The organism is Pseudomonas sp. Pdm06, from assembly GCF_014851795.1.
GTDB lineage: Bacteria > Pseudomonadota > Gammaproteobacteria > Pseudomonadales > Pseudomonadaceae > Aquipseudomonas > Aquipseudomonas fluorescens_AA.
Genome location: NZ_JACVAH010000028.1, coordinates 18,645 through 39,391, shown reverse-complemented (window position 1 = coordinate 39,391; position 20,747 = coordinate 18,645). Strand labels below are relative to the sequence as shown.

At 60.3% G+C, this 20,747-nt stretch carries 19 protein-coding genes and 1 tRNA gene; 7 read left to right on the top strand and 13 right to left on the bottom strand.

Annotated features, from left to right (window positions below):
- Positions 1–53: 53 nt before the first annotated feature.
- On the bottom strand, positions 54–1,115 hold the full coding sequence (locus IB266_RS30115) for an ankyrin repeat domain-containing protein (RefSeq protein WP_192264365.1): 1,062 nt from the start codon (positions 1,113–1,115) through the stop codon (positions 54–56).
- Between the two features lie 66 nt (positions 1,116–1,181).
- Positions 1,182–2,399 carry an MFS transporter gene (locus tag IB266_RS30110; RefSeq protein ID WP_192264362.1) on the bottom strand — a complete coding sequence of 406 codons (1,218 nt, stop codon included), beginning with the start codon at positions 2,397–2,399 and terminating at the stop codon, positions 1,182–1,184.
- A gap of 332 nt (positions 2,400–2,731) precedes the next feature.
- On the opposite strand from IB266_RS30110, the gene IB266_RS30105 reads away from it, so the two are divergent.
- Both IB266_RS30105 and IB266_RS30100 read left to right on the top strand, forming a co-directional pair.
- On the top strand, positions 2,732–4,789 hold the full coding sequence (locus IB266_RS30105; protein WP_192264358.1) for a methyl-accepting chemotaxis protein: 2,058 nt from the start codon (positions 2,732–2,734) through the stop codon (positions 4,787–4,789).
- Between the two features lie 103 nt (positions 4,790–4,892).
- Positions 4,893–4,969 (top strand) — tRNA-Met (locus IB266_RS30100).
- A 61-nt stretch (positions 4,970–5,030) separates the two neighbouring features.
- On the opposite strand, the gene IB266_RS30095 is transcribed toward IB266_RS30100, so the two are convergent.
- Positions 5,031–5,945 (bottom strand): LysR substrate-binding domain-containing protein, encoded by a 915-nt coding sequence (locus IB266_RS30095; RefSeq protein WP_192264355.1) that lies wholly within the window; start codon positions 5,943–5,945, stop codon positions 5,031–5,033.
- A gap of 112 nt (positions 5,946–6,057) precedes the next feature.
- On the opposite strand from IB266_RS30095, the gene IB266_RS30090 reads away from it, so the two are divergent.
- From IB266_RS30090 to IB266_RS30080, 3 genes are read left to right on the top strand one after another with little or no spacing between them, the layout of a single operon-like run.
- Positions 6,058–6,414 (top strand): hypothetical protein, encoded by a 357-nt coding sequence (locus IB266_RS30090; protein WP_192264352.1) that lies wholly within the window; start codon positions 6,058–6,060, stop codon positions 6,412–6,414.
- Entirely contained in the window at positions 6,414–7,340 is a 927-nt protein-coding gene (locus tag IB266_RS30085) for a DMT family transporter (RefSeq protein ID WP_192264349.1), read from the top strand. Before IB266_RS30090 ends, IB266_RS30085 begins: the two co-directional genes overlap by 1 nt.
- Positions 7,341–7,385: 45 nt before the next feature.
- Positions 7,386–8,114, top strand: a complete 729-nt coding sequence (locus IB266_RS30080; protein ID WP_192264347.1) for a helix-turn-helix transcriptional regulator — start codon at positions 7,386–7,388, stop codon at positions 8,112–8,114.
- Here the strand turns inward: IB266_RS30080 and IB266_RS30075 are convergent.
- From IB266_RS30075 to IB266_RS30030, 10 genes are all read right to left on the bottom strand, one after another.
- Complete coding sequence (locus tag IB266_RS30075; RefSeq protein WP_192264345.1) at positions 8,101–8,799, bottom strand: 4'-phosphopantetheinyl transferase family protein; 699 nt, start codon at positions 8,797–8,799, stop codon at positions 8,101–8,103. The genes IB266_RS30080 and IB266_RS30075 overlap by 14 nt on opposite strands.
- Positions 8,796–9,167, bottom strand: a complete 372-nt coding sequence (locus IB266_RS30070) for a hypothetical protein (protein WP_152032426.1) — start codon at positions 9,165–9,167, stop codon at positions 8,796–8,798. The genes IB266_RS30075 and IB266_RS30070 overlap by 4 nt, the downstream gene beginning before the upstream one ends.
- Before the next feature lie 10 nt (positions 9,168–9,177).
- Positions 9,178–10,581 (bottom strand): hypothetical protein, encoded by a 1,404-nt coding sequence (locus IB266_RS30065; protein WP_192264343.1) that lies wholly within the window; start codon positions 10,579–10,581, stop codon positions 9,178–9,180.
- A gap of 63 nt (positions 10,582–10,644) precedes the next feature.
- The gene (locus tag IB266_RS30060) at positions 10,645–11,202 is read right to left on the bottom strand and encodes an RBBP9/YdeN family alpha/beta hydrolase (RefSeq protein WP_192264341.1); all 558 of its coding nucleotides are present in this window, start codon (positions 11,200–11,202) and stop codon (positions 10,645–10,647) included.
- Positions 11,192–12,904, bottom strand: a complete 1,713-nt coding sequence (gene cmlS / locus IB266_RS30055) for a chloramphenicol-biosynthetic FADH2-dependent halogenase CmlS (protein WP_060740628.1) — start codon at positions 12,902–12,904, stop codon at positions 11,192–11,194. The genes IB266_RS30060 and cmlS overlap by 11 nt, the downstream gene beginning before the upstream one ends.
- A gap of 15 nt (positions 12,905–12,919) precedes the next feature.
- The gene (locus IB266_RS30050) at positions 12,920–13,540 is read right to left on the bottom strand and encodes a hypothetical protein (RefSeq protein WP_060740627.1); all 621 of its coding nucleotides are present in this window, start codon (positions 13,538–13,540) and stop codon (positions 12,920–12,922) included.
- On the bottom strand, positions 13,537–14,904 hold the full coding sequence (locus IB266_RS30045) for an ANL family adenylate-forming protein (RefSeq protein ID WP_192264339.1): 1,368 nt from the start codon (positions 14,902–14,904) through the stop codon (positions 13,537–13,539). Before IB266_RS30045 ends, IB266_RS30050 begins: the two co-directional genes overlap by 4 nt.
- Entirely contained in the window at positions 14,901–15,584 is a 684-nt protein-coding gene (locus tag IB266_RS30040) for an SDR family NAD(P)-dependent oxidoreductase (protein WP_203225754.1), read from the bottom strand. Before IB266_RS30040 ends, IB266_RS30045 begins: the two co-directional genes overlap by 4 nt.
- A gap of 13 nt (positions 15,585–15,597) precedes the next feature.
- Entirely contained in the window at positions 15,598–16,482 is an 885-nt protein-coding gene (locus IB266_RS30035) for a hypothetical protein (RefSeq protein ID WP_092475713.1), read from the bottom strand.
- Between the two features lie 26 nt (positions 16,483–16,508).
- A complete protein-coding gene (locus IB266_RS30030; protein ID WP_060740623.1) occupies positions 16,509–16,817 on the bottom strand; it encodes a hypothetical protein in 309 nt (102 codons plus the stop codon).
- 223 nt (positions 16,818–17,040) lie between these two features.
- On the opposite strand from IB266_RS30030, the gene IB266_RS30025 reads away from it, so the two are divergent.
- Both IB266_RS30025 and IB266_RS30020 read left to right on the top strand, forming a co-directional pair.
- Positions 17,041–18,270: a cation:proton antiporter gene (locus IB266_RS30025; protein WP_192264337.1), complete on the top strand. Its 1,230-nt coding sequence runs from the start codon at positions 17,041–17,043 to the stop codon at positions 18,268–18,270.
- Positions 18,267–20,702: a penicillin acylase family protein gene (locus IB266_RS30020; RefSeq protein WP_192264335.1), complete on the top strand. Its 2,436-nt coding sequence runs from the start codon at positions 18,267–18,269 to the stop codon at positions 20,700–20,702. The genes IB266_RS30025 and IB266_RS30020 overlap by 4 nt, the downstream gene beginning before the upstream one ends.
- The last annotated feature ends 45 nt before the right edge of the window (positions 20,703–20,747 follow it).

The following is a 20,747-nucleotide window of genomic DNA, read 5'->3' as shown; positions in this document are numbered from 1 at the left end:
CGAGGTGTCACGCCGGGCTATTCGCTCCTGAAAAGGCGGGACGCGCCGTCGCGTCACCTGCTGTAGGAAGGTGCCGCCAATGGCACCGGTTGCGGGTTGGCGATGACCCAACGCACGGCCAACTCACAGAGACGATCAGTCTGCTCGGCGTTATCGTTGCCCCCCCGCAAAACAGCAGCCATCGCCCGGGCTTCCGCGAGGTCGGCCTCAGGCAAGGGCACGGCGCTGCCCAGATGGTCAACCAGAGCCACCAACATCGCTTTGAAATCGGCGTCCCAGTTGGCCGATCCGTTGTGGTGAATCTCTCGGGAGATACGGCCACTGATGCGGATCACCTCACCCTGCACCGTCGCTGCGGCACCAGAGGATGGCACCAGCAGCTCCCACAATTGTTGATGCTGGTCTGGCCAACCACTGGCCGTCACGACGATGGCGGCCTGACCGTCGTGAACCTTGCGAGAAGCAACGGGCGCGACGTCGAAAAGGCGATAGAGACGGGTCAGGGCAGCGTCCGTTGCTTCGAGGTAATCCGGGTTGAAAGAGGCCCGGTGAAATTCGAATTCACGGCCGATGCGCTGCACTTCAGCGAGCATACCGTCATCGCATTGCAGCCCTGCCGCCAGCAGCGTCTGGGCGATTTTCGCGGTGGCTTCGATATCGGCATTGCGGGTAGTGGCCAGGGCAATATGCAGGACTCCGTGCCCCTGTCGACTCTTGGCATCGACATTGGCGCCACGGCGGATCAGGGCCGCGATGGCCTCGGCTTTGTGGCTGTTGGCCGCGGCATGCAACGGCGTGTAGCCCTGGTAATCCTGCGCCTCGATATCGGCACCCAGATCCAGCAGCAGGTCGATGCCCCCGATCCAACTCGAACTGCGATGGTGCAGGGGCGTTCGTTGGTAAGTGTCACGGGCATTGATATCGGCGCCCTGCTCCACCAACCAGCGGGCCAGTGCGTCGGGACAGTTGTAAAAGCCCAGCGCGGTGCTTTTGCTGTAGCCGCCAGTGGCTTCAAGCTCGCACGCATCGAACACGGCGACCAGCTCGGCAAACGAGGCCTGTTCCAGCAACTGACCGAAATCCTTCGGCAGTGTCTTGCGTTTACGCTTACCCATGGCGGCGGTCACCGTTCTGATCAAAAGATTTTTCAGCATAAAACCCAGCGGCCATCTGGAGGCGGATCAGACTTTTTTAGTCCTCGGCAAGAAAATCGCCAACACCCCGAGTAACGGCAAGAACGAGCACAACCAATACACGTACTCAATGCCACGGATGTCCGCCAGATGCCCCAGCAGCGCGGCGCCAATCCCGCCGAAGCCGAACATCAGCCCGAAGAACACGCCGGCGATCATCCCGACATTGCCCGGCACCAGCTCCTGGGCGTACACGACGATGGCCGAGAACGCCGAAGCGAGGATGAAGCCGATGACCACGCTGAGGATGCTGGTCCACAGCAGGTCGACGTGAGGCAGAATCAGGGTGAACGGTGCCACACCGAGGATCGAGAACCAGATCACCGCCTTACGCCCGATCCTGTCGCCAATCGGTCCGCCAAAAAAGGTCCCCGCCGCCACTGCGCCGAGGAACAGGAACAGGTGCAACTGCGAAGAGGCCACCGACAGGTCGAACTTCTCGATCAGATAGAACGTGAAGTAGCTGGTAAAACTGGCCATGTAGAAGTACTTGGAAAACACCAGCAGCCCCAGCACCACCAGCGCACTCAAGACCCGGCCCTTGGTTAGGCCATGGGTGGCCGCCTGGCCTTGCTTGAGCTTGAACAGGTTCAAGTGGTTGGCGTACCAGCGGCTGATGCGGTACAGCACGAACAGCGCAAACAGGGCGAACAACCCGAACCAGGCCACATTGCCTTGCCCGTAGGGAATGATGATCGCCGCCGCCAGCAGCGGGCCGAAGGCAGAGCCGGCGTTACCGCCCACCTGGAACGTCGATTGCGCCAGCCCGTAGCGCCCACCCGAAGCCAGTCGTGCCACCCGCGATGCTTCCGGGTGGAAGGTCGACGAGCCGATACCGATCAATGCCGCCGCCAATAGGATCAAGGCAAAACTGCCAACCATGGACATCATCACAATGCCGATCAACGTGCACACCGTCCCGGCCGGCAGCAACCAGGGTTTGGGGTGGCGATCCGTGTGATAGCCGACCCAGGGCTGCAACAAAGATGCGGTCAACTGGAACGTCAGGGTGATCAGGCCAACCTGGGTGAAGGTCAGGCCGTAGCTGTCCTTGAGCATCGGATAGATCGAGGGCAGCACGGCCTGGATCAAATCGTTGATCAGGTGCGCCAGCGCCACGGCGCCGATGATGCGCATGACCAACGGGCTGCTTTGCGTCGGGGCGGCAACGGATGGGGTGGCAGCCTGGGTATTGCTGATAGCCATGGGAGTTTCCATACGACAGAGGGTGCACATGGGCAGGTACGTCAATGTGCCATTTTTCGGTGCGACAAGGATATCCCCTTAGCTTGCTATCGACCTTGAAAAATTTGTCGAATTCCAAAGTGATAGCCCAACGCCATGGTCTGAATCTTGCCTTGTTAATGGGCTACAACGCGGCTCCTTACAAAGGAGACCGAGAATGGGAAGTTTCGCTACAGAGCTGGCCTACCAAGCCGATTTGGACAAACTTTCGAGGCCTTTTAAAAGGGCACCCGTTTTAGCACTGTGTAAAAAACGCACAAAAACAGTGCAGGGGTGTCCAGGGGAGTATGGGCATGCAGGCTTTTCTATCACCGGGAATCAGGTTGTTGGGGCGTTTCGGCTTCGCCCGCAAATTCCAATTGCTGTTCCTGCTTTTTATCCTGCCGCTCATGGGCAGCCTGTGGCTCATCGGCCAGGACTATCGCGACAAGCTCAGCCTGATTTCCGGAGAACGCGCCGGGGTTCGCCAATTGCTGGCCTTGGATAATCTCGACAATCTGCTCGCCGCCCAGCGCAACCGCGCCGCCCGCTGGCGTGCCACCGAGACCAATCGGCAGCCGACACCCGCGACACTGGCTGCGATGGCGGCGTACGAAGCAGTACAACCCACCCTCAACCAGGCCGCCAGTGACCTGGCCAATACCCTGCAAACCGAAGGAGCCGAACCCGATACCCTCGCCCGCTATCAAACCCTGCAAACCAGCCTCAACGGTCTGGATTCGAAAAGCCTGGGCGGCGTGGGCTGGTGGCCAGATGGCTACGACCGCTTCACCACAGCCCTCAGCGCCCTGCAGGCGTTGCGCGAACAGATGGTCATGGACAACCGCCTGACCCTCGCCTCTTGGCTGGAGACTTATCTGCTGACCCAGATTTCCACCCAACAAACACCGGACCTGATCGAACGGGTCGGCCGCCTGGCCAGCGTTGGCCAGGCCTCCGTGGTGTCGGGCCAGTTCACGCTGCAGAGTCGCCTGCAACTGCGGGACCTGCGCAGCCGTATCGGTGACGCCCGGGATCAACTGGTCAAGACCGGCGCATTGCTGGAAACCCGCCTGCCCAGCGATTTGCAAACCTGGGCCGGACAATTCCAAGGCAGCCTCAAGCACTTGGACGCCGGCCTGAAAGTGCTGGATGACGGCGTGTTCGGCGGCGCCATCAACCTGAAGCCGGAAGACTTCGAAAAACACATGGACGCCCTCCTCACCGACCTGGCGACCCTGCGACAACAATCACTGGTGGCACTGGACACGCGGCTGGATCACTACCACGGTTCGGCGATTCGTCAGTTCAGCCTGGTAGCGACGGTGCTGGGCTGCCTGCTGCTGGCGGCGCTGTATCTTTTTGTGTGCCTGCAAGCGTCGATCCGGCGCAGCGCCAGCGGCATCACCCTGCTGGCCGAGGCCCTGCGCGACGGCAATCTCAGCCTGCAAGTGCCGGTACAAGGGCGCGATGAACTGGCGGCCATCAGCACCGCTCTCAATGTCGCCGTGGTGCAGTTGCGCAACAGCCTGCTGGGGGTGGACCACGAAACGTTGCAGTTGAGCAATGCCGTGCGCACCCTCAATACCCACTCCAGTGGCGCCTTGGGAGAAGTCGAAGCCCAGCAGATGCAAATCAGCCAGATCGCCGCCGCCGCGACGCAACTGGCCGCCACCTCCCAGGGCGTGGCCAAGAGTTGTGAACAGGCCTCCGATAGTGCCCAGCAGACCCGCCGCATCGCCGCCGACAGCAGTCGCGACAGCCAGCGCACCACGGCGAGCATCCAGCAGCTCAACCAGCGACTCAACGAAACCGCCGCCGCACTGGGACGCGTCAGCGAACAAGGGCAGCAGATCCAACTGGTGGTCGATACCATTCGTGGCGTGGCCGAGCAGACCAATCTTCTGGCCCTCAATGCCGCCATCGAAGCGGCTCGCGCCGGGGAACAGGGCCGTGGTTTCGCCGTGGTGGCCGATGAGGTGCGCAGCCTGTCGCAACGCACCCAGTCCTCCACGCAACAGATTGCCGGCACCGTCGACAGCCTGCGTGCCACAGTCAACGAAGCGGTCAGCCTGATGGAAGCCGCCTGCGGCCAGGCCCAGACCGACGCCCAAGCTGTCACCGGCCTGGGCGAACGGCTGGGAGAAATTGCCAGCGCCGTGCAAAGTGTCACCGACACCCTGGCGCAAATCGCCACCGCGGTGGATGAACAAGCCAGCACCGCCGACGAGGTCAGCGGCAATATCCAGCAGGTCGACCAGGCGGCCATGCGCTTGCTCGAAGGCGCACGGGCCGTGAACGTGGCGGCGGATACCCTGAGCCAGGGAAGCAAGGCCTTGAGTGCCAACACAGGGAGATTTCAGCTCAACTGACAGGGATTTGCGGCGGGGATTGTTAAGCGGTTGAAAGCGCAGAGAAATATTTCAGATTTACGCTTGACACATCTTCGTTACCGGCGAATAATGCGCGCCACTTGGCTACATAGCTCAGTTGGTTAGAGCATAGCATTCATAATGCTGGGGTCCGGGGTTCAAGTCCCTGTGTAGCCACCAAGTACTAAAAACGGCCTATCGAAAGATAGGCCGTTTTTTTATGCCTCAAAAAAATGGCCGCTCAGCAGACCGGCAGTCGACGTACCTGGCTGAGCTCTCGCAGATACGACTCGACCTCCTCACCCAGCCATTCGGCAAACTGCTGCCGCTTGGCCTCGACGCGCTCGCGGTCTGGCAGCAGTAGCCAATACGGGTAGGCATACGGCACCGCATGCTCGCTCAACTGCACCAACTCACCACGCCCGATGGCGTCATGCACCAGGCTGCGACGCACCAGCGCGATACCCTGCTTGAGTCGCACGGCCTCCAGCACCAGATTCGAATCGTTGCTGCACAGCCCTTTGCGCGTGACCTCGGTGTCCAGCCCCGCCGCCTCGCACCAGGGTTGCCAGGAGTCCATGGTGAAAATGATCGGGCTCGCGACGATCTGCGCCGGCGTATGCGGTAGCTGTCCGCCATTGAAGCCCGGGGAAGCGACAACGATCATTTCGTCGTGAAACAACAGCTGTTTCTCCACCTGCTCCCAGTCGCCCCGCCCCATGCGCACGCTGACGTCCACCGCCTCCTGCGCCAGATTGGTCACGGTGAGACTGGCCTGCAGACGCACCGTGATATGCGGGTAACGCGCCTGGAATCGACCGATACGCGGCAGCAGCCAGGAGAAGCCGAAGGAAGGCATGACCGCCACCACCAGCTCCGAAGCCTTGGGCTGCGCTTTAACCTGACGAGTCGCATCGGCGATGTTCTTCAACGACTCACGCACCTGCAACGAGTACAACCGACCGTCTTCAGTGATGCGCAAGGTACGTCCCTCGCGCACGAACAGTGTCACACCCAGCATCTCTTCCAGCACCTTGAGCTGCTGGCTGACCGCCGAATGAGTGACGTGCAGCTCCGTCGCCGCCAAGGTGACACTGGACAAGCGGCTGACAGCTTCGAAACTGCGCAGACAACTGAGGGGAGGGATCGCCGACATGTAAGCCCCGCTAACAATTACTTCAAGAAATTACTGATGTTTTTACCGAAACCGGCCATTTAATGTAAGCGCAGATGTATTTTCCAATGACTTTTTCAGAAGGAAGACCAAGGTGCGTACGTTGACGGTCTCTTTCAGTGCCAATTCCCAGGGGTCATCCGACGGCGAGCCGGACGGGGTCTACATCTATCTTCGCCCGACCGAGCTGATGTCGTTGCACTTGCGCCAGGACATCATTGCTTACGCCCTGAGCGGCAGTCATTGGGTGAGCTGGGAAGGTCGCGACATGCTCCTGGAGCAGAGCCAGAGCCTCAGGTTGAGCGCCGGCAAAGCGCTGATCGACGGTACCGGGGTGCTGCAGCTTGCCTTGGCGCCGGCGCCACAGGAAACCATCAAACGCTTGGGCCAATGGCGCATCGCCCCCCTGTTACCGAGCCGGGCCCTGCCGCTGCGGATCGAGATCCGCTGATGGCAATGTCAGTGGCTGGCGAGGCGACGGGCCTCCATAGCCGACTGGGTTTCGCTGTCACGATCCTGGCGTCCACATTTCTGATGGGCTCAAGTTTCGTGTCGGGCAAGATATTGCTCGAGCAGGGATTCGATCCCTTGATGCTGGTGGGCTGGCGGTTCTTCCTGGCCGCGCTGGCAACCTTGCCGTTGGTGTTCATGCAAGGTGGCTCCTGGCGTACCAACCTGCTCCCACGCCACTTGGATGCCCGGCAGGTGCTGGTGATCGCCATCATCGGCCTTACCCAGACCACGGCCGTGATGAGCCTGCTGTTCCTGGCAATGCGCACCGTCTCGGCCTCCACGGCAGCGATCCTGCTTTTCACCAACCCCGTGTGGGTCGCGGTAGGCAACCGACTGTTCTTCGCGCAGCCGCTCAAGGCCAACCGCCTGTTGGGCCTGGTTGCAGGCTTGATCGGCGTAGCGCTGGCCATTGGCGCTGACTTTGCAAAAGACCCACAGCCTGGCGCCTGGATCGGCATAACGCTGGGTTTGGGCGCCGCCGTCAGTTGGGCCACCGCGACACTGATCATCAAGCGCAACCCGGTGGCGGTCGGCACGTGGACCTTGAGTTTCTGGCAACTGTTCATCGGCGCCCTGGGGGCACTCGCCTGCGCCCTCCTGGCCGGCGAACACTGGCCCGATCACCTCTCGATCCAGCAGTGGGGCTGGTTTGCGTGGCTGGCCATACCGGCCTCGACCGGCTCGTTCGGGCTGTGGTTCGTCGCGCTGAAACAGGCAGACGCTACCAGCACCAGTGGCTGGCTGTTCCTGGCGCCAATGTTCGCGGTGCTGCTGTCCTGGGCCGTACTGGATATCCAACTCTCCGTTTGGCAATGCCTTGGAGGTCTGTTGGTCGCGGCTTCGATCTGGCTGATGAACCGTTGATCCGCATCCTGCGAGCTGAGCCGGCAATCATTGAAAAGGAAATGAATGATGTTATCGCAAGCGCTTGAGTTTCTTCTGGACGGCCCCGGCATCTCGACCAGCAGCGATCTGTTCGATCGCTTGAAAGAACCGGTTCTGCAACTGGGCTTTGGCCGCTATGAACTGCGCCTCAAACCAGACCGAAACGCACGGGAGCGCAGCGAGCTGGTTATTGGCGATTACCCACAAGCCTGGCATGAGGCCTACGAACAGGCAGGCTACGTCAGGATCGACCCGGTCATGTTGCACTGCATGCATAACGTCACGCCCATCGTCTGGACCGAGCGACTGTACAGCTCACCGCAACAACACAGCCTGCGAGCACTGGCCGTGGCGCACGGCCTGGAACATGGCGTCACCTTCGCCCTGCACGGCCCGCAAGGCCAGTTCGGGACATTGGGCCTCAATCTCCAGGCACGCGACGCTGATCAGGCGCAAGCGATGATCAGGCACCACATGGGTACGCTATCGATGCTCAGGGACGCCGCCCTGCAAGCCGCCCTGGCCCTGATGGTTCCGCCAGCGCCCGTCACCCAGGTCAAGCTGACCCGGCGTGAAAAGGAAATACTGCGCTGGAGTGCCTTTGGCAAGACCAGTTGGGAGATCTCGAATATCTGCTGCTGTTCGGAAGCCAACGTGGACTATCACTTCAAGAATATCCGCCGAAAGTTCAGCGTGACGACGCGTAGCGCTGCCGTTGTCCAGGCCCTGTCGATGCACCTCATTCAGATCTGACACAGCAAGGCATCCGGCCAGGCGCCTGGTGCCAGCTGAAATCGAGTTCTGGCGACCACTCACCGCACAGGGCCAACCGTGAAGGCAACAGATCGGCTGTAAGCACCTCACCGGTGAGTGTGCCGACCCCTCCGGCCAGGTTGAAACTGCGCTGGGAAGGGGCGGCATCTTCGGGGCGACATAAGCACCGCGTATCACCGCGTATCCCACTGCCCCTGTATTTGAGCAGACTCTCGCGCCGGGTCCACAACCACACAAAGTCGGCTTCCCGCGTCCCCTCATCGCGACTCTGGAGCCAGCGACGCTCACTCTCGCAAAAGTATCGACGCACAGCACTGCGCCAGAAGACCGGGGCGGCACCGTCCTCGTAATCAAGGCCCACACGGGACGACCCCACGGCCAGCAGGCCCAGGCGCTGTGCATAAGTCACACTGGCGAATAGCCGGGGATGGGTACAAATGCGCAATTGCCCCGAGGCCTGCTGTTCGATCACCACTCGTTGCGGATCGTACTGCACAAGCCCGGCCACCGTCAGGCGCAGGGCAATGCGTGCGTTGAGGTAACGAACTCGCTGACGCTCGCCCAAGGTCGCGGCGTGGCGCATCTGCTGTGCATCCAGCACGGTATGCCAAGCGGCATCAGCCTGTGCATGGACCGGGAAGACAACCAACTGCAACGCGCTCATGCAGATTGTTCACGGGCATTGTGACGGACCTGCAACCGGGCATAGAACAAAGCATAGGCTCCCGCCAGGCCCAATACCGGGAGCAGGGTCAGCACCGGATCCGGCGTGCCGATCATCGTGTGCACGCTCAGCAGCACAGCCGCATAGATCACCATCGCCCAAGCGGCCACTCGCACCGCCACGGCCTGGTGCGGGCTGCGGCCGATCCGGCGGCTGATGAATGCCGAGAACGCGAAAGTAGCCGCGAAACTGAGCAGCCACTGCGCCAAGGCCGATTGCGCCATGGCCATCCAGGGTAACTGACGGGCGCAGAATGCTACCCAACCGGCGTACAGGGTGGCCGACGCGGTGGAGCTGACAAGCCTCACGACCGAAGGGTTAACCCATGAGTTTCTTGAGCGCACGCGCGATCCCCCGCTTGACCCGTATTCCCGTGGCCGACACCCGGAATTGAGCGGCCAGCTGGCTAATGTGCTGGCGATGCACGCTGTGCCCGATGGTCGGACCGAAAACAAACAGCCACTGGGGCAAATGCCAGTCGAGACGGCTCAGAAGACGGCCAACGTCGAAATACATCACGCGCACGGTTTCACCGCTGTAGGGGTGTTTTTTGCTGATCGGCAGGCATTGCGCCCCTAGTCGGGTGTAGATCGGCACCAGGATATCGATGGCGTCCAGCACGATGTACCGGCTCTGCAAATGCAGGGTAATCCTGCCCAGTTCGCGCAGCAGTGCCAGCATCACGTGATGCCCGGCGTACTCGGGCAAAATGGCGACCCGGGACATCTCGACAAAGCCCCCCGCCCACAACCATTGAGGCAAGGGCGTCGACATCTCGATCTCGCAGCGCTCACGATAGCCGCTGTTGACGACGACACGCCCCGCCCCCACACATTTGTTGCCCAGCCGCGCGCAGACCTGGATGGCGTAAGGGTCCCATTCATCCCACAAGACTCGCGGATCCTGCACGTCCTCCAGACGACCGTAGTGACGGTTGGCAGCCAGGCGGCACGTCAGCAAATCGTCCATGGCGCCGGTCCCTTCGATAATCGCGACATGGATCAGGCGATCGATGGCCGGACTCTTGCGTAGCGCCACGGGCAGGCTGTCGAAGGAGAAGTGCCGACGCTGGCACAGCAGCATCAACGCCACCGCGGTGCTCGAGGGGTTGTCCAGCACCCGGAAATGACAGAGGAAGCGGCCCTGGTCCTCGAAACGCCCCAGGACCTGCACACGCACCATGGCCAGGCCACTCCAGGGACAGTTGAACTGCAGTTCCAGATCCATGCCCGGCACGATCACTACATCTCGGTCCAGTACCTCGAAGGCGCCGTTGAGCGGGCTGAGGTAATGCAACTGTACGGTCAGGCGACGATTGAACAGTATGGGGCTTCGCGCCGCCGCCCTGAGTGACGCGTCAGCGCGATCGCGCTCATTCAGGTACGCCGGCCTGGAGCCGCAGCTCACCAGTTCCAGGCAGGGTCGATCATTGCCTGACCACCGTCCCTGCATGTTCACCGGCACTTGCGGGCGATGCAGGCACTGCTGGAAACACAGCGCCACGGTGAAAGGCTCGGGGTTGGCACTGTAGAGACCGGCCGGCACTTCAAGCACGCAATGCGCCTCGTCCCGGACCGCCAACGTGGCCGGCACACTGTGCCCTTCAAATCGGGCATGCACCGGGATACGGTGGCACTGCCCCTGCGCAACCCCTCGAACCGATGGCGATAATGCGGCGCCAAGCTCATCGCCCGGCAGCACAGACACGGCATTAGCTGACATAGCATCGTCCTGATGGCTTAAAGAAATACAGGCCGCCGTGGGCAGCCTGTGTTCAATCGTCACTCAGTGGCTCAGTGACTGGGCAAAGGATTGCAAAAGGTTGTAGCCCTGATCCCAGTACCCCAACTGCGACTTCCCATTGATGTGGCCCAGCTCGCCCAGGTTGGTGCAGCCGCAACCCAACTGGCGGGCGCTGCGCTGCACGTAATCCAGGTCCCCGTAGGGATCGTTCTGGCTGGTGATCACCGTGACCGGAAAGTCGACGCTCAGTTGGTCGGCCGGTCGGAAGCCACGGGCCTGCTCCGGGAACTGCTTGCCATTGGGGTCCGGCACCGCGACCAGAAACGCGCCGCGCATCAGGTCCGAGCGATGTCGCGCCGCCCACTCCAGGAGCAACAGGCACCCCAGGCTATGGGCGACCACGACCACCGGTCGTTGTTGCCCGGACAACAGCGCCTGCAAATCCGCGACCCACTCCTCGCAGTCCGGGTTATCCCAGTCACGGTGCTCCAGCCACAATGAATCGGGATGCTCGGTGTTCCAATGCCGCTGCCAGTGGGTATCGCCGGAATTGCCGACGCCCGCCAGGAAAAGCCAACTGAACCCCTCGTCATACTTCATATTCGACACCTACCCCATCGAAGCGCAGGCGATCCTGCACCAGCACTCGTTGCCCATGCTTGTCGAAACCATCGAGCAAACCGGCCTCCATCAGCCGGATCACGAACTGCGAGGAGTTCACCTCCCCCACTTCGTTGAGGCGCACCATCAACTCCTTGTAGCCGAATTTCTGTTCGTAGAGGTCCTTGAACAGTTGCACCAGGGCTTCGCTCACGGTGTACTTGGTCATGTCCTTGCCGGCCCCGTTGGACAGGATCCGCTTGAGGCTCAGCTTGAAGCTCAGGGGCTCGATCTTGAAATAGTCGGCGGTCTCGACCCGGTCGCCCAACCAGTTGAAGCTGGCGATGCGGTTCAACTGTTTGGTCAAGTCGGAGATCCAGCGCACGCGAGCCGGGTTAAGCTCGGCATCCATGAACTCGTCGGTCAACTCATTGCGCTGGTGCCGGCCGATGGCAATCATGGTGGAGGCGCGGTCCTTGAAGTCGCCAATCTGCGGGCGGTTCTGTTTTTCCCCGTTGACCAATTGCTCGAACCATTCCTTGCGCTTCAAACGTTCGTCGGCCGACTCACTGATGCGACGCTTGGTCCAGAACTCGGATTCCGGCTCAGTGAACGAGGCAAACGTATAGAAGGACGCCAGAAACTCGTGGTACTGGTTGTAGGTCTCGCTGTAGCTGCGGTTGTACCAGGCGTGGACCTTTTCGTTCTGCTCCGGATGCTGCATCAGGTAGTCAATGCTGCTGGCTGCGCTGACCGCCGACTGCGAGGCCAAGTGCACCCCTTGGGAGAACAATGGGTCGGTGAAGCAGGCCGAATCGCCACACAGGAAAAAGCGGTTGCGGGAGAAGTATTTGGTTTCGTAGGACCAGTCACGCACCAGCTTCACATCCTCGCAACGCTCCACACCGTTGAGGATCGACAGGGCTCGCTCGCTCTTGGCCAGGGTCTTGTCATAGAAAGCATTGAGCCCCATGGCCTTGATATCGGCCAGCTTGCTCTGGTCGACAATGGTACCCACGCTGTAGATACCGTCCTTGAGCGGGATCATCCAGATCCAGCCATCTTCGAAGGTGATCGAGAAAGTGGTGCCATTGAGGTCGTTCTTGAACGGGTCCGGGGTCTTGAAGTACGACCACAAGGCCACGCTTTTGTAGAACTCGTCGTACTCACGCAGATCCAGCTTGCGCACCAGCGGGCTATTGCTGCCTGAAGCGTCGATCAGGTAATCGGCCGTGAATTCGCTGGTCTCGTCCTTGTGCCGTACCGTTACGCTGACTTTGTCGGCCTGCTCGGCATCCACATCGATGACCGCCGCCTCCTCGAACACGCGCACGCCGCGCTCACGGCAGGTGTCGAGCAGCATCTGGTCAAAGTCCGAGCGCAGAACCTGGATGGCGTGGTCGAACACCCAGTCTTCGGTCTTGGGCGTGCTGAACGAGAAGGTCCACGGCGCTTCGGTCTTGCCCCACAGGAAGGTGGCGGAAGGCTTGAGCACATAGCCGGCCTGCGCAATCTTTTCACTCAGCCCGAGGCGGTGCAGGATCGACAACGTGCCAGGCAAGAAAGATTCGCCTACGCGGTAGCGCGGGAACTTCTCTTTTTCGAACACCGTCACCTGGTGCCCAAGTTTTTGCAAGGTCAACGCTGCGATGCTGCCAGCTGGACCACCGCCCATGATAATGACGTGTGCAGACTTGTTCATGCGGGTACTACTCCTTTAGACCAGTTGAAGGATTTTCTGGCGGGCCGTGGATGTGCAGTGCGAATGCGCCGGGATGCACTCGCTGAGGGTGCAACCGGCCTGGATCGTCACATCGTCTTCAATCACCGTCTGGGGCGTGACCACGGTACTGAGCCCGATGAAGCAACGATTACCGAGGGTCACGCTGTTACCGGCATTGAAATGCGGTGACAGGAAGTTGTTGTCGCCCAACTGCGAATGGTGGCCCACGCTGCAGTGGTAATTGATCATGTTCCAGGAACCGATCCGGGTGTTGACACCCACGTGGCAATCGGCGGCGATGACATTGCCGCGGCTGGTGCGCAGGTCCAACCGATGACGGACGCTGGGGTGGATGAAGTTGGGCGCCAACAAGCGGCCATCGCTGAAGTACGCGTCGATCAGTTGCTGGCGCAAGGCAATATCGGCCACCCCCAGCACGTAGCGATAACGCGGGTCCAGGCCTTGGGCGGGCCACGGCGCGGCAGGGGCGGCATCGCCCCCGGCCTCATCCGGCACGATCAGGTGACGCACCACTGCCAACGGCTCGATGTCTTGCAGGTAAGTCGCCAGTTCCAGCGCGAAGCGCCCGGCGCCGAGGATCACGATATCGCTCATGAGAGCACCGCCCGGGTCTTCTTGAACCGATTGGAAAAAGCGATTTCGTCGACCTTGTTGACTTTGACGGGCAACTTGTAGGCTTCCAGGCAACTGCCCAGATGCTCGAGCACATGCTGTTTGAGGGCCTTCTTGCTCTCCACGCCTGCGGCCATGACATCCATGTGTACAGCCTGGCCAGTGATCGCATTCGGCATGCCGTACACCACGCAGTCGTCGATCAGCGAGCTGCGCAGCATCACGTCCTCGATTTCGGTGGGAAGCACCTTGAGCCCTCCGACGTTGATCAGCTCCTTTTGCCGTCCCTGGATCCGCAGATAACCCTCTTCGTTCTGCTCCACCAGATCACCGGTACGGAACCAGCCATCTTCGGTGACGTTATCGGTGTCCTGGTTCAGGTAGCCGACAAACTGGCTGCGGGTCTTGAGCTGCAACTCGCCATCGACAATGCGGTACTGAGTGTTCGCATCGGCCAGCTTGAAAAAGGTGCTGGCCGAGGACTGGCTGACCGTAGCGCTGATACCCGTTTCACTGGTGCCGAATGTTTGCAGCATCTTGGCCTTGGGGAACGCCTGCTGGACCCGTTTGAGCAGGCTTTGCTGCATGCTTTCAGTGCCATAGGTGATCAGCCGTACCGAGGACAGGTCATGCTGTTCGTGATGCCGCCCCATCAGGATCAGGTTAAGGAAGGTAGGGCTGACCGGCAGCACCTTCACCCCATGCCGCGCCACCAGCGCGCAGATCGATTCGGGGGCCCGATCGACCGGCATCACCGCGCACCCGCCCACCGCCAGCGTGTTGAGCAATGAGTTCAAGCCGCCGATGTGGTCGAACAACAGGAACATCAGGATCGAAAGGGGCTTCTTGCGCTCCTTGCCCAGCTTGGTGTCGATCAGGTCATCCAGGTCATGCAGGATCGCCTTGGGCGCGCCGGTACTGCCGCTGCTCAACAACACCAGGCCTGAGCGCCCCTTCTCCCGCAGCGCGCTGTAGTACTCAGGGCTTTCGTCGGCGACCGGTTGTGCCAGCGAGTGATGCACCCAGGCATCGTCGACGATCTCGATCCGATACTGACACCGGGCGGCACCTTGCAGGGTTTGCAGGGAACGCTCACTGAGATCGACCAGCGGCGCCACAATATTGCGGTTCAGGTACAAGGCCAACAGCGCAGCGACGCCAGACACGCTGTAGTCACTGTTGAGGATGACCGCATCCCCCGGCTTGACGCCGTGGTCGACCAGCCAGGCCAGGCACTGCTGCACCTTGGCATGCAGATCGCTGTAGGTGCACTGCTGCTCGCCGTGCAACAGCGCCACGCGTTGCCCCGGTTCGGCCAGCGTTGCCAGCAAGGCATCGCGGCTCATTGCACACCTCCCAGGCTGAGGGTTTCACCCGTCACAAAAGCCGACTGGCTGGAGATAAGAAACGTCAAGGGTCCGATCAGGTCGGTAAACACACAGGGCCTGGCTATCGTCTGGCGCTCAATCATCTTCTGTCTGATCTCTTGAGGAAGTGTGCGGGTCAAAGAGCTTCGGTACAGCGGTAACACCAGGTTATTGATGCGAATGCCAAAAACCGAAAGTTCCTTGCTCAACGTCCGGGTCAGCTGTTCGACAGCGGCTTTGCTGGCGGCATATATCGATTGGCCTGGAATGGCCCAATGGGTCGCCACGGTAGATATATTCACGATGACACCCGGATGCTCGTTCTTCTGCATTAACTTGACGGCTTCGCGGGTAACATTCATCAAGCCAAATACATTGCTCGCAAATAAACCCTGGACCGTCTCGGCAGGCGTCAACTGAAAAGGCGCCATATTGGCTTCGCCGGCATTATTGATCAGCACATCCAGTTGCGCATGACTCAAGCGAATATGCTTGATCATTTTCCTGACCGCACTGGCGTCGTTCAAATCCAGACAGAAGTGCGTATAGCGCTCATGTTCAATTGAACCTTCACCGCGACTGCAACCAATGACGACGTGGCCCTGTTCCAGAAAATACAGCGCCGCTTCTTTACCAACGCCTTTGCGGGTACCGGTCAACAATATAATCATATCAATGCAACTTATATCCGATGAGTAGCGGCAGGCTGTACAGCGGCTTTATCGGTGCACTTGCCAAACTGCCAGAAGCAGGTTTTACCAGTGACGGAACTTCGCGCTTGATCAACCGCACACCGCTCAGGGGATACCCTGCCAGTTCCGCCGCATTACTCACCAGGCACTGAACGCGCATTTGCAGGCATAAGGACAATCGCCAACTGTCGAGACTGCGTGCAAACAACTGCGGGTTGCCGATGAACAGTACCCGACCGATCGGCTCGAACCAGCGCCGGGTCATGCGCTTGACTATCAGGTAGCAGGACTCGCCGGTCACTGAATCGACGATCATCAGGTGCCGACACTCGACCCCCGCGTGATCCCGGAAGACCACGCTTTCCTGCTCGCTCAGCCAGCCCGCGACTCGATGGACATCGGTTTCCAGGCGATAGCGCCGACGTATTTTCAGCGGATTGGGGAAGGGATACATCAGCACCAGCTCGGTTTCCAGGTCGATAAAGCCGAACTTCTTGCTGATCTCGTACACATCCGGCGTGGGCGTATAGTTGAGCAGCGTGACTTTGCGCATCGACAGTACCGGCAACAACAGCTTCAGGCTTTCCTTGCGGTATTCGACCTGCACGTACCAACTATGCAATTCGCAGAAGCGCTGCTGCCCGTTGCAAGGCTGGGTGGTAAACAGCAAACCGAGAAAACCCACCACCACGTCGCCGTCGAGCATCACATAGCCGAAGTAGTCCTCTCCCCCGGACCAGATATCGGCAAACATGCGCTTGCGCACATTTACGCCTATCCAGTTGGAGTTCAAGGTGGACTCGCGCAACAGCTTGCACACCGGGTACATGTCACTGCTCAGCGCTTTACGGACCGTCACGTTCACGTCAATGCTCCCTGCGTGGCGTTCATTCAGGCAGAGGCCAGTTGAGGAACCTGCTGCTCGGCGATAATGAAATCAATCAAACAGGCAACACTGCTGAACGGGCTGACGGTCTGTGACACCGCTTTTTCCGACGTCAACGAGATTTCAATATCCAGTTCGTCGTCCAGGCCTTCTTCTACCGCAGCCAGAAAGCTGACCAATTGCATGGAATCGAACACCCCGGTAGTACCATAAAGCGCCAACGTATCGATATTCTGCAAATCGATCTTCTCTTTACGCGTGGCATTAACTTCAATCAGGGCTTGATGAATGATCGTAAATATCGCGTCTTTCATAATCGACCTTCTGAATTATCGGCAAACATGAGTCGGGCACGACTAACAAGCCGCACAACAACGAAGCGAGGAAAATCTAACAGGTTCATCTCATCAAAAAATACTACCAGATCTGATAGTTTTTTTATCCCTGCGCGCTCCGCTAACATCCTCTGCCTATCTGCCAGCACGGTATATAGAGCCCGATGGCGGCGTACCCTCAATTCTCGGACAAGGTAACCCCATGCTCTTCTTGCAAATCGTTTTTATAATATTAACGGCCAAGGTTGCGGGTGCCTTTCTAAAAAGACTAGGGCAACCAGAAGTGGTTGGCGAGATGATCGCCGGGTTTGTATTGGGTCCTTTAGTACTTGGTTTTTTCTTTCCCGACTTCCACCACGCACTATTTAAGGGCGACGCTGTTACACAATTAAAGGTGCTCAGCGACCTCGGCATTCTGCTGTTCATGTTTGTCGTCGGCGCCGAGTTCCGTATGCCTGAACAGCACTCCCCCTACGCCCATGGCAAAGTGCTGCTGATCGCCGGCTGCAGCATTGCCTTGCCCTTCATTCTGGGCGTTGCGATCGCCCCTCTTCTCTACAGTACCTTCGCACCTGCCGGCGTCCCCCACTTAGGCTTCAACCTGTTCATTGCAACGCTGTTTTCGGTCACCGCGTTCCCGGTCCTGGCGCGCATTCTGAAGGAGCGACGGATGCTCGACAGTGAGGTTGGTGCGCTCTCGCTGATGGCTGCCGCCGTGAGTGATGTCTGTGCCTGGGTGTTGCTGGCGATCACCGCGATGAGTTTGCAATTGGACCGTCAATGGCAGGAGTTGGCTCTGCGATTGTGTGGCCTGGCAGCCTTGTGCGGCGCTTCATTCTGGTGCGTGCGTCCCTTGTTGAGGCGCTGGATAGCTCACCTTGAGGGCAGGCGTACCTTGACCCTGCTCGCGGTACTTGTGTGTGGTGCGCTGGTGTACGGCAGCATCACCGAATGGCTGCAAGTTCATGCAGTGTTCGGTGCTTTTCTGTTCGGCGCATGCCTGCCGCGAGACCAACGGCTGCTGAACATGCTGGTCGAGCGAGTGGAGCACATTGCGGTCATCGTGCTGATGCCCGGCTTCTTCGCCCTCGCCGGGCTCAACACCACCGCTGCGACGTTTTCGGCCGTCGGTGTAAGCCTGCTAGGCCTGGTGCTGCTGGTGGCAATCGCCGGCAAACTGTTGGGCGGTGCATTGGGCGCCCGCTTCGCCGGTTATTCGACACCGGTCGCCATTGACATCGGCGTATTGATGAACACCAGGGGCCTTATGGAACTGGTCGTACTGAAAATCGGCCTCGACCTGGGGATTATCGGCAAAGAGCTCTTTACCCTTTTTGTCATCATGACCGTGGTCACCACGGTCATGACCGGCCCCTTGCTCAACCTGCTGCAACGGTTGCGTCACGCTCGCCAAAGGCTGGGTGTGCAATGACCGCCCTCAACATCCCCCTGCCCCCCACGCCCCTTGCAAAACCACGCACGCTCAAGCGCATCGGCGTCTTCGTTGCGGCGGCGCTGCTGATCGGCGTTACCGTGATCGCCATCTACCTCTATGGCAAGCAACCGCAGCGACAGGGGCTGGCCAGCCTGCCTGGACTACAGTCGCCAGTCGAGGTGCGGTTCGATGAGCGTGGCGTACCGCATATCACTGCCGGCAACGAGCCCGACGCATACCGAGCCTTGGGTTACGTGCATGCCCAGGACCGCCTGTTCCAGATGGAAATGCTCCGGCGCCTGGCCCGCGGTGAACTGGCCGCCGTACTGGGCAGCAAGCTGCTGCCCACCGACAGACTGTTCCGCACCCTGCGTATCCGTGAACAAGCAGACTGGCAGGTGGCGCATGCCGATCACCAGAGCGCGACCTGGCAGGCGTTGCAGGCGTACCTGGACGGTATCAACGCCTATCAGATGGAAAATCCACGCCCTGTAGAGTTCGACTTGCTCGGTATTGAGAAGAGGCCGTTCACCGCCCAGGACGTCTACAGCGTGGTCGGCTATATGGCCTACAGCTTCGCGGCTGCGTTTCGTACCGAACCCATGCTGACCTACGTCAAGGACACGCTGGGGGCGCCCTACCTGGCCATTTTCGATCGCAGTTGGGACCCAAGAGGCGCCCTTGGCAGCCAGGCACTGAACGCCACCGACTGGCAATCGATGGCGGCGCTGGCGCAGCTCAGTGAACAGGCCGTGAAGCATTCCGGGCTACCGCAGATGGAGGGCAGCAACGCCTGGGTTGTCTCGGGCCGGCGCACACAAAGCGGCAAGCCACTGTTGGCGGGTGACCCGCATATCCGTTTTTCCGTACCATCGGTGTGGTACGAAGCCCACCTCAACGCCCCCGGTTTCGAACTCTACGGCGATTACGAAAGCCTCGTGCCGTTCGCCTTGCTGGGGCACAGCAACGACTTCGCCTGGACCCTCACGATGTTCCAGAACGATGACATTGACTTGATTGGCGAAACCACCAATCCCGACAACCCCGATGAAGTCTGGTACCAGGGCCGTTGGGTCGCCATGCAGGAAGAACAGCAGAGTATCGAGGTGCGTGATGCCGAACCGGTCATGCTGCGCCTGCGCCGCTCCCCCCACGGCCCGATCATCAATGATGCGCTGGGCGACAATGCCCCTGGCCGGCCCATCGCCCTCTGGTGGTCGTACCTGGACGGCGATAACCCGGTGGTGGATGCCTTTTATCAGCTCAACCGCGCCAACACGCTGGACAAGGCTCGCACGGCGGCGTCATTGATCAAGGCCCCGGGGCTCAACGTGGTGTACGCCAATGCCCAAGGCGACATCGCCTGGTGGGCGGCTGCGCGCTTGCCCAGGCGCCCGTCCCAGGTCACCGCGGATTTCATTCTCGACGGCAGCACCCCCGACGCCGACAAGGACGGCTACTACCCGTTCAGCGCCAACCCGCATGAAGAAAACCCGGCCAGGGGCTACATCGTCTCCGCCAACGCCCAGCCCGTCTCGCCAGATGGCATGGCGATACCCGGTTATTACAACCTGCCCGACCGAGGTCGACGCCTGACCCGACAACTGGACCGGGACGATCAGTGGAACATCGAAAAAAGCACCCGGCTGCAACTCGACACCCAGACCGGCTATGCCCAACGTGTGTTGCAACCGGTGCTGCCGATCCTGCGCGCGGCGATTGCCGACCCGCGTCAACGCCAGTGGCTGGAGAAGCTTGCGCAGTGGCAGGGCGACTACCCGCTGGACTCGGTCGACGCCACGCTGTTCACACAGTTCCTTTATGACCTGAGCTATGGCGCCCTGCACGATGAGCTGGGCGATATGATGTTCCAGAACCTGTTGAGCACCCGCGTAATAGACGCTGCGCTGCCGCGTCTGGTCGCCGACGAGTACTCGCCCTGGTGGAAGGACAGGACACAACCGGACGTGCAGACCCGGGCCGACGTTATCGTTCGTGCCTGGAACACCAGCATCGCCCATCTGCGGGCCACCCTGGGTGACGACGCCACGCAGTGGCAATGGGGCAAGGTGCATCAACTGACGCAGGGGCATCCGCTTGGCAGCCAGAAATGGCTGGCACCGCTGCTCAACGCAGGCCCTTACCCGGCCCCCGGGAGCCACGAAGTGCCGAACAACTTCTCCGCACCGCTGAGTCCGGCGCCCTGGTCGGTCACCTACGGTCCCTCGACGCGACGGGTCATCGACCTGGCCACGCCGGACAAAGCCCTCGGCATACTCCCGGTGGGCCAGAGCGGCGTTCCGTTCAACAGCCACTATGAGGATCAGGTCCTGCCCTTCATGCGCGGCGAGTACCAGGCCTTGCACCTTTCATCGACGGACGTGGCCCGGCATACCCAAGGCACCCTGACACTGACGCCCGCCCCTTAGGTTCATCGGCCCTGGATGCCACGCCACACTGCGGCGTGGCAAATG

Coding starts and splice junctions, on each gene's coding strand:
- IB266_RS30115 (WP_192264365.1), bottom strand. CDS start 1,115: ATGGGTAAGCGTAAACGCAAGACACTGCCGAAGGATTTCGGTCAGTTG.
- IB266_RS30110 (WP_192264362.1), bottom strand. CDS start 2,399: ATGGCTATCAGCAATACCCAGGCTGCCACCCCATCCGTTGCCGCCCCG.
- IB266_RS30105 (WP_192264358.1), top strand. CDS start 2,732: ATGCAGGCTTTTCTATCACCGGGAATCAGGTTGTTGGGGCGTTTCGGC.
- IB266_RS30095 (WP_192264355.1), bottom strand. CDS start 5,945: ATGTCGGCGATCCCTCCCCTCAGTTGTCTGCGCAGTTTCGAAGCTGTC.
- IB266_RS30085 (WP_192264349.1), top strand. CDS start 6,414: ATGGCAATGTCAGTGGCTGGCGAGGCGACGGGCCTCCATAGCCGACTG.
- IB266_RS30080 (WP_192264347.1), top strand. CDS start 7,386: ATGATGTTATCGCAAGCGCTTGAGTTTCTTCTGGACGGCCCCGGCATC.
- IB266_RS30075 (WP_192264345.1), bottom strand. CDS start 8,799: ATGAGCGCGTTGCAGTTGGTTGTCTTCCCGGTCCATGCACAGGCTGAT.
- IB266_RS30065 (WP_192264343.1), bottom strand. CDS start 10,581: ATGTCAGCTAATGCCGTGTCTGTGCTGCCGGGCGATGAGCTTGGCGCC.
- IB266_RS30060 (WP_192264341.1), bottom strand. CDS start 11,202: ATGAAGTATGACGAGGGGTTCAGTTGGCTTTTCCTGGCGGGCGTCGGC.
- cmlS (WP_060740628.1), bottom strand. CDS start 12,904: ATGAACAAGTCTGCACACGTCATTATCATGGGCGGTGGTCCAGCTGGC.
- IB266_RS30050 (WP_060740627.1), bottom strand. CDS start 13,540: ATGAGCGATATCGTGATCCTCGGCGCCGGGCGCTTCGCGCTGGAACTG.
- IB266_RS30045 (WP_192264339.1), bottom strand. CDS start 14,904: ATGAGCCGCGATGCCTTGCTGGCAACGCTGGCCGAACCGGGGCAACGC.
- IB266_RS30030 (WP_060740623.1), bottom strand. CDS start 16,817: ATGAAAGACGCGATATTTACGATCATTCATCAAGCCCTGATTGAAGTT.
- IB266_RS30025 (WP_192264337.1), top strand. CDS start 17,041: ATGCTCTTCTTGCAAATCGTTTTTATAATATTAACGGCCAAGGTTGCG.
- IB266_RS30020 (WP_192264335.1), top strand. CDS start 18,267: ATGACCGCCCTCAACATCCCCCTGCCCCCCACGCCCCTTGCAAAACCA.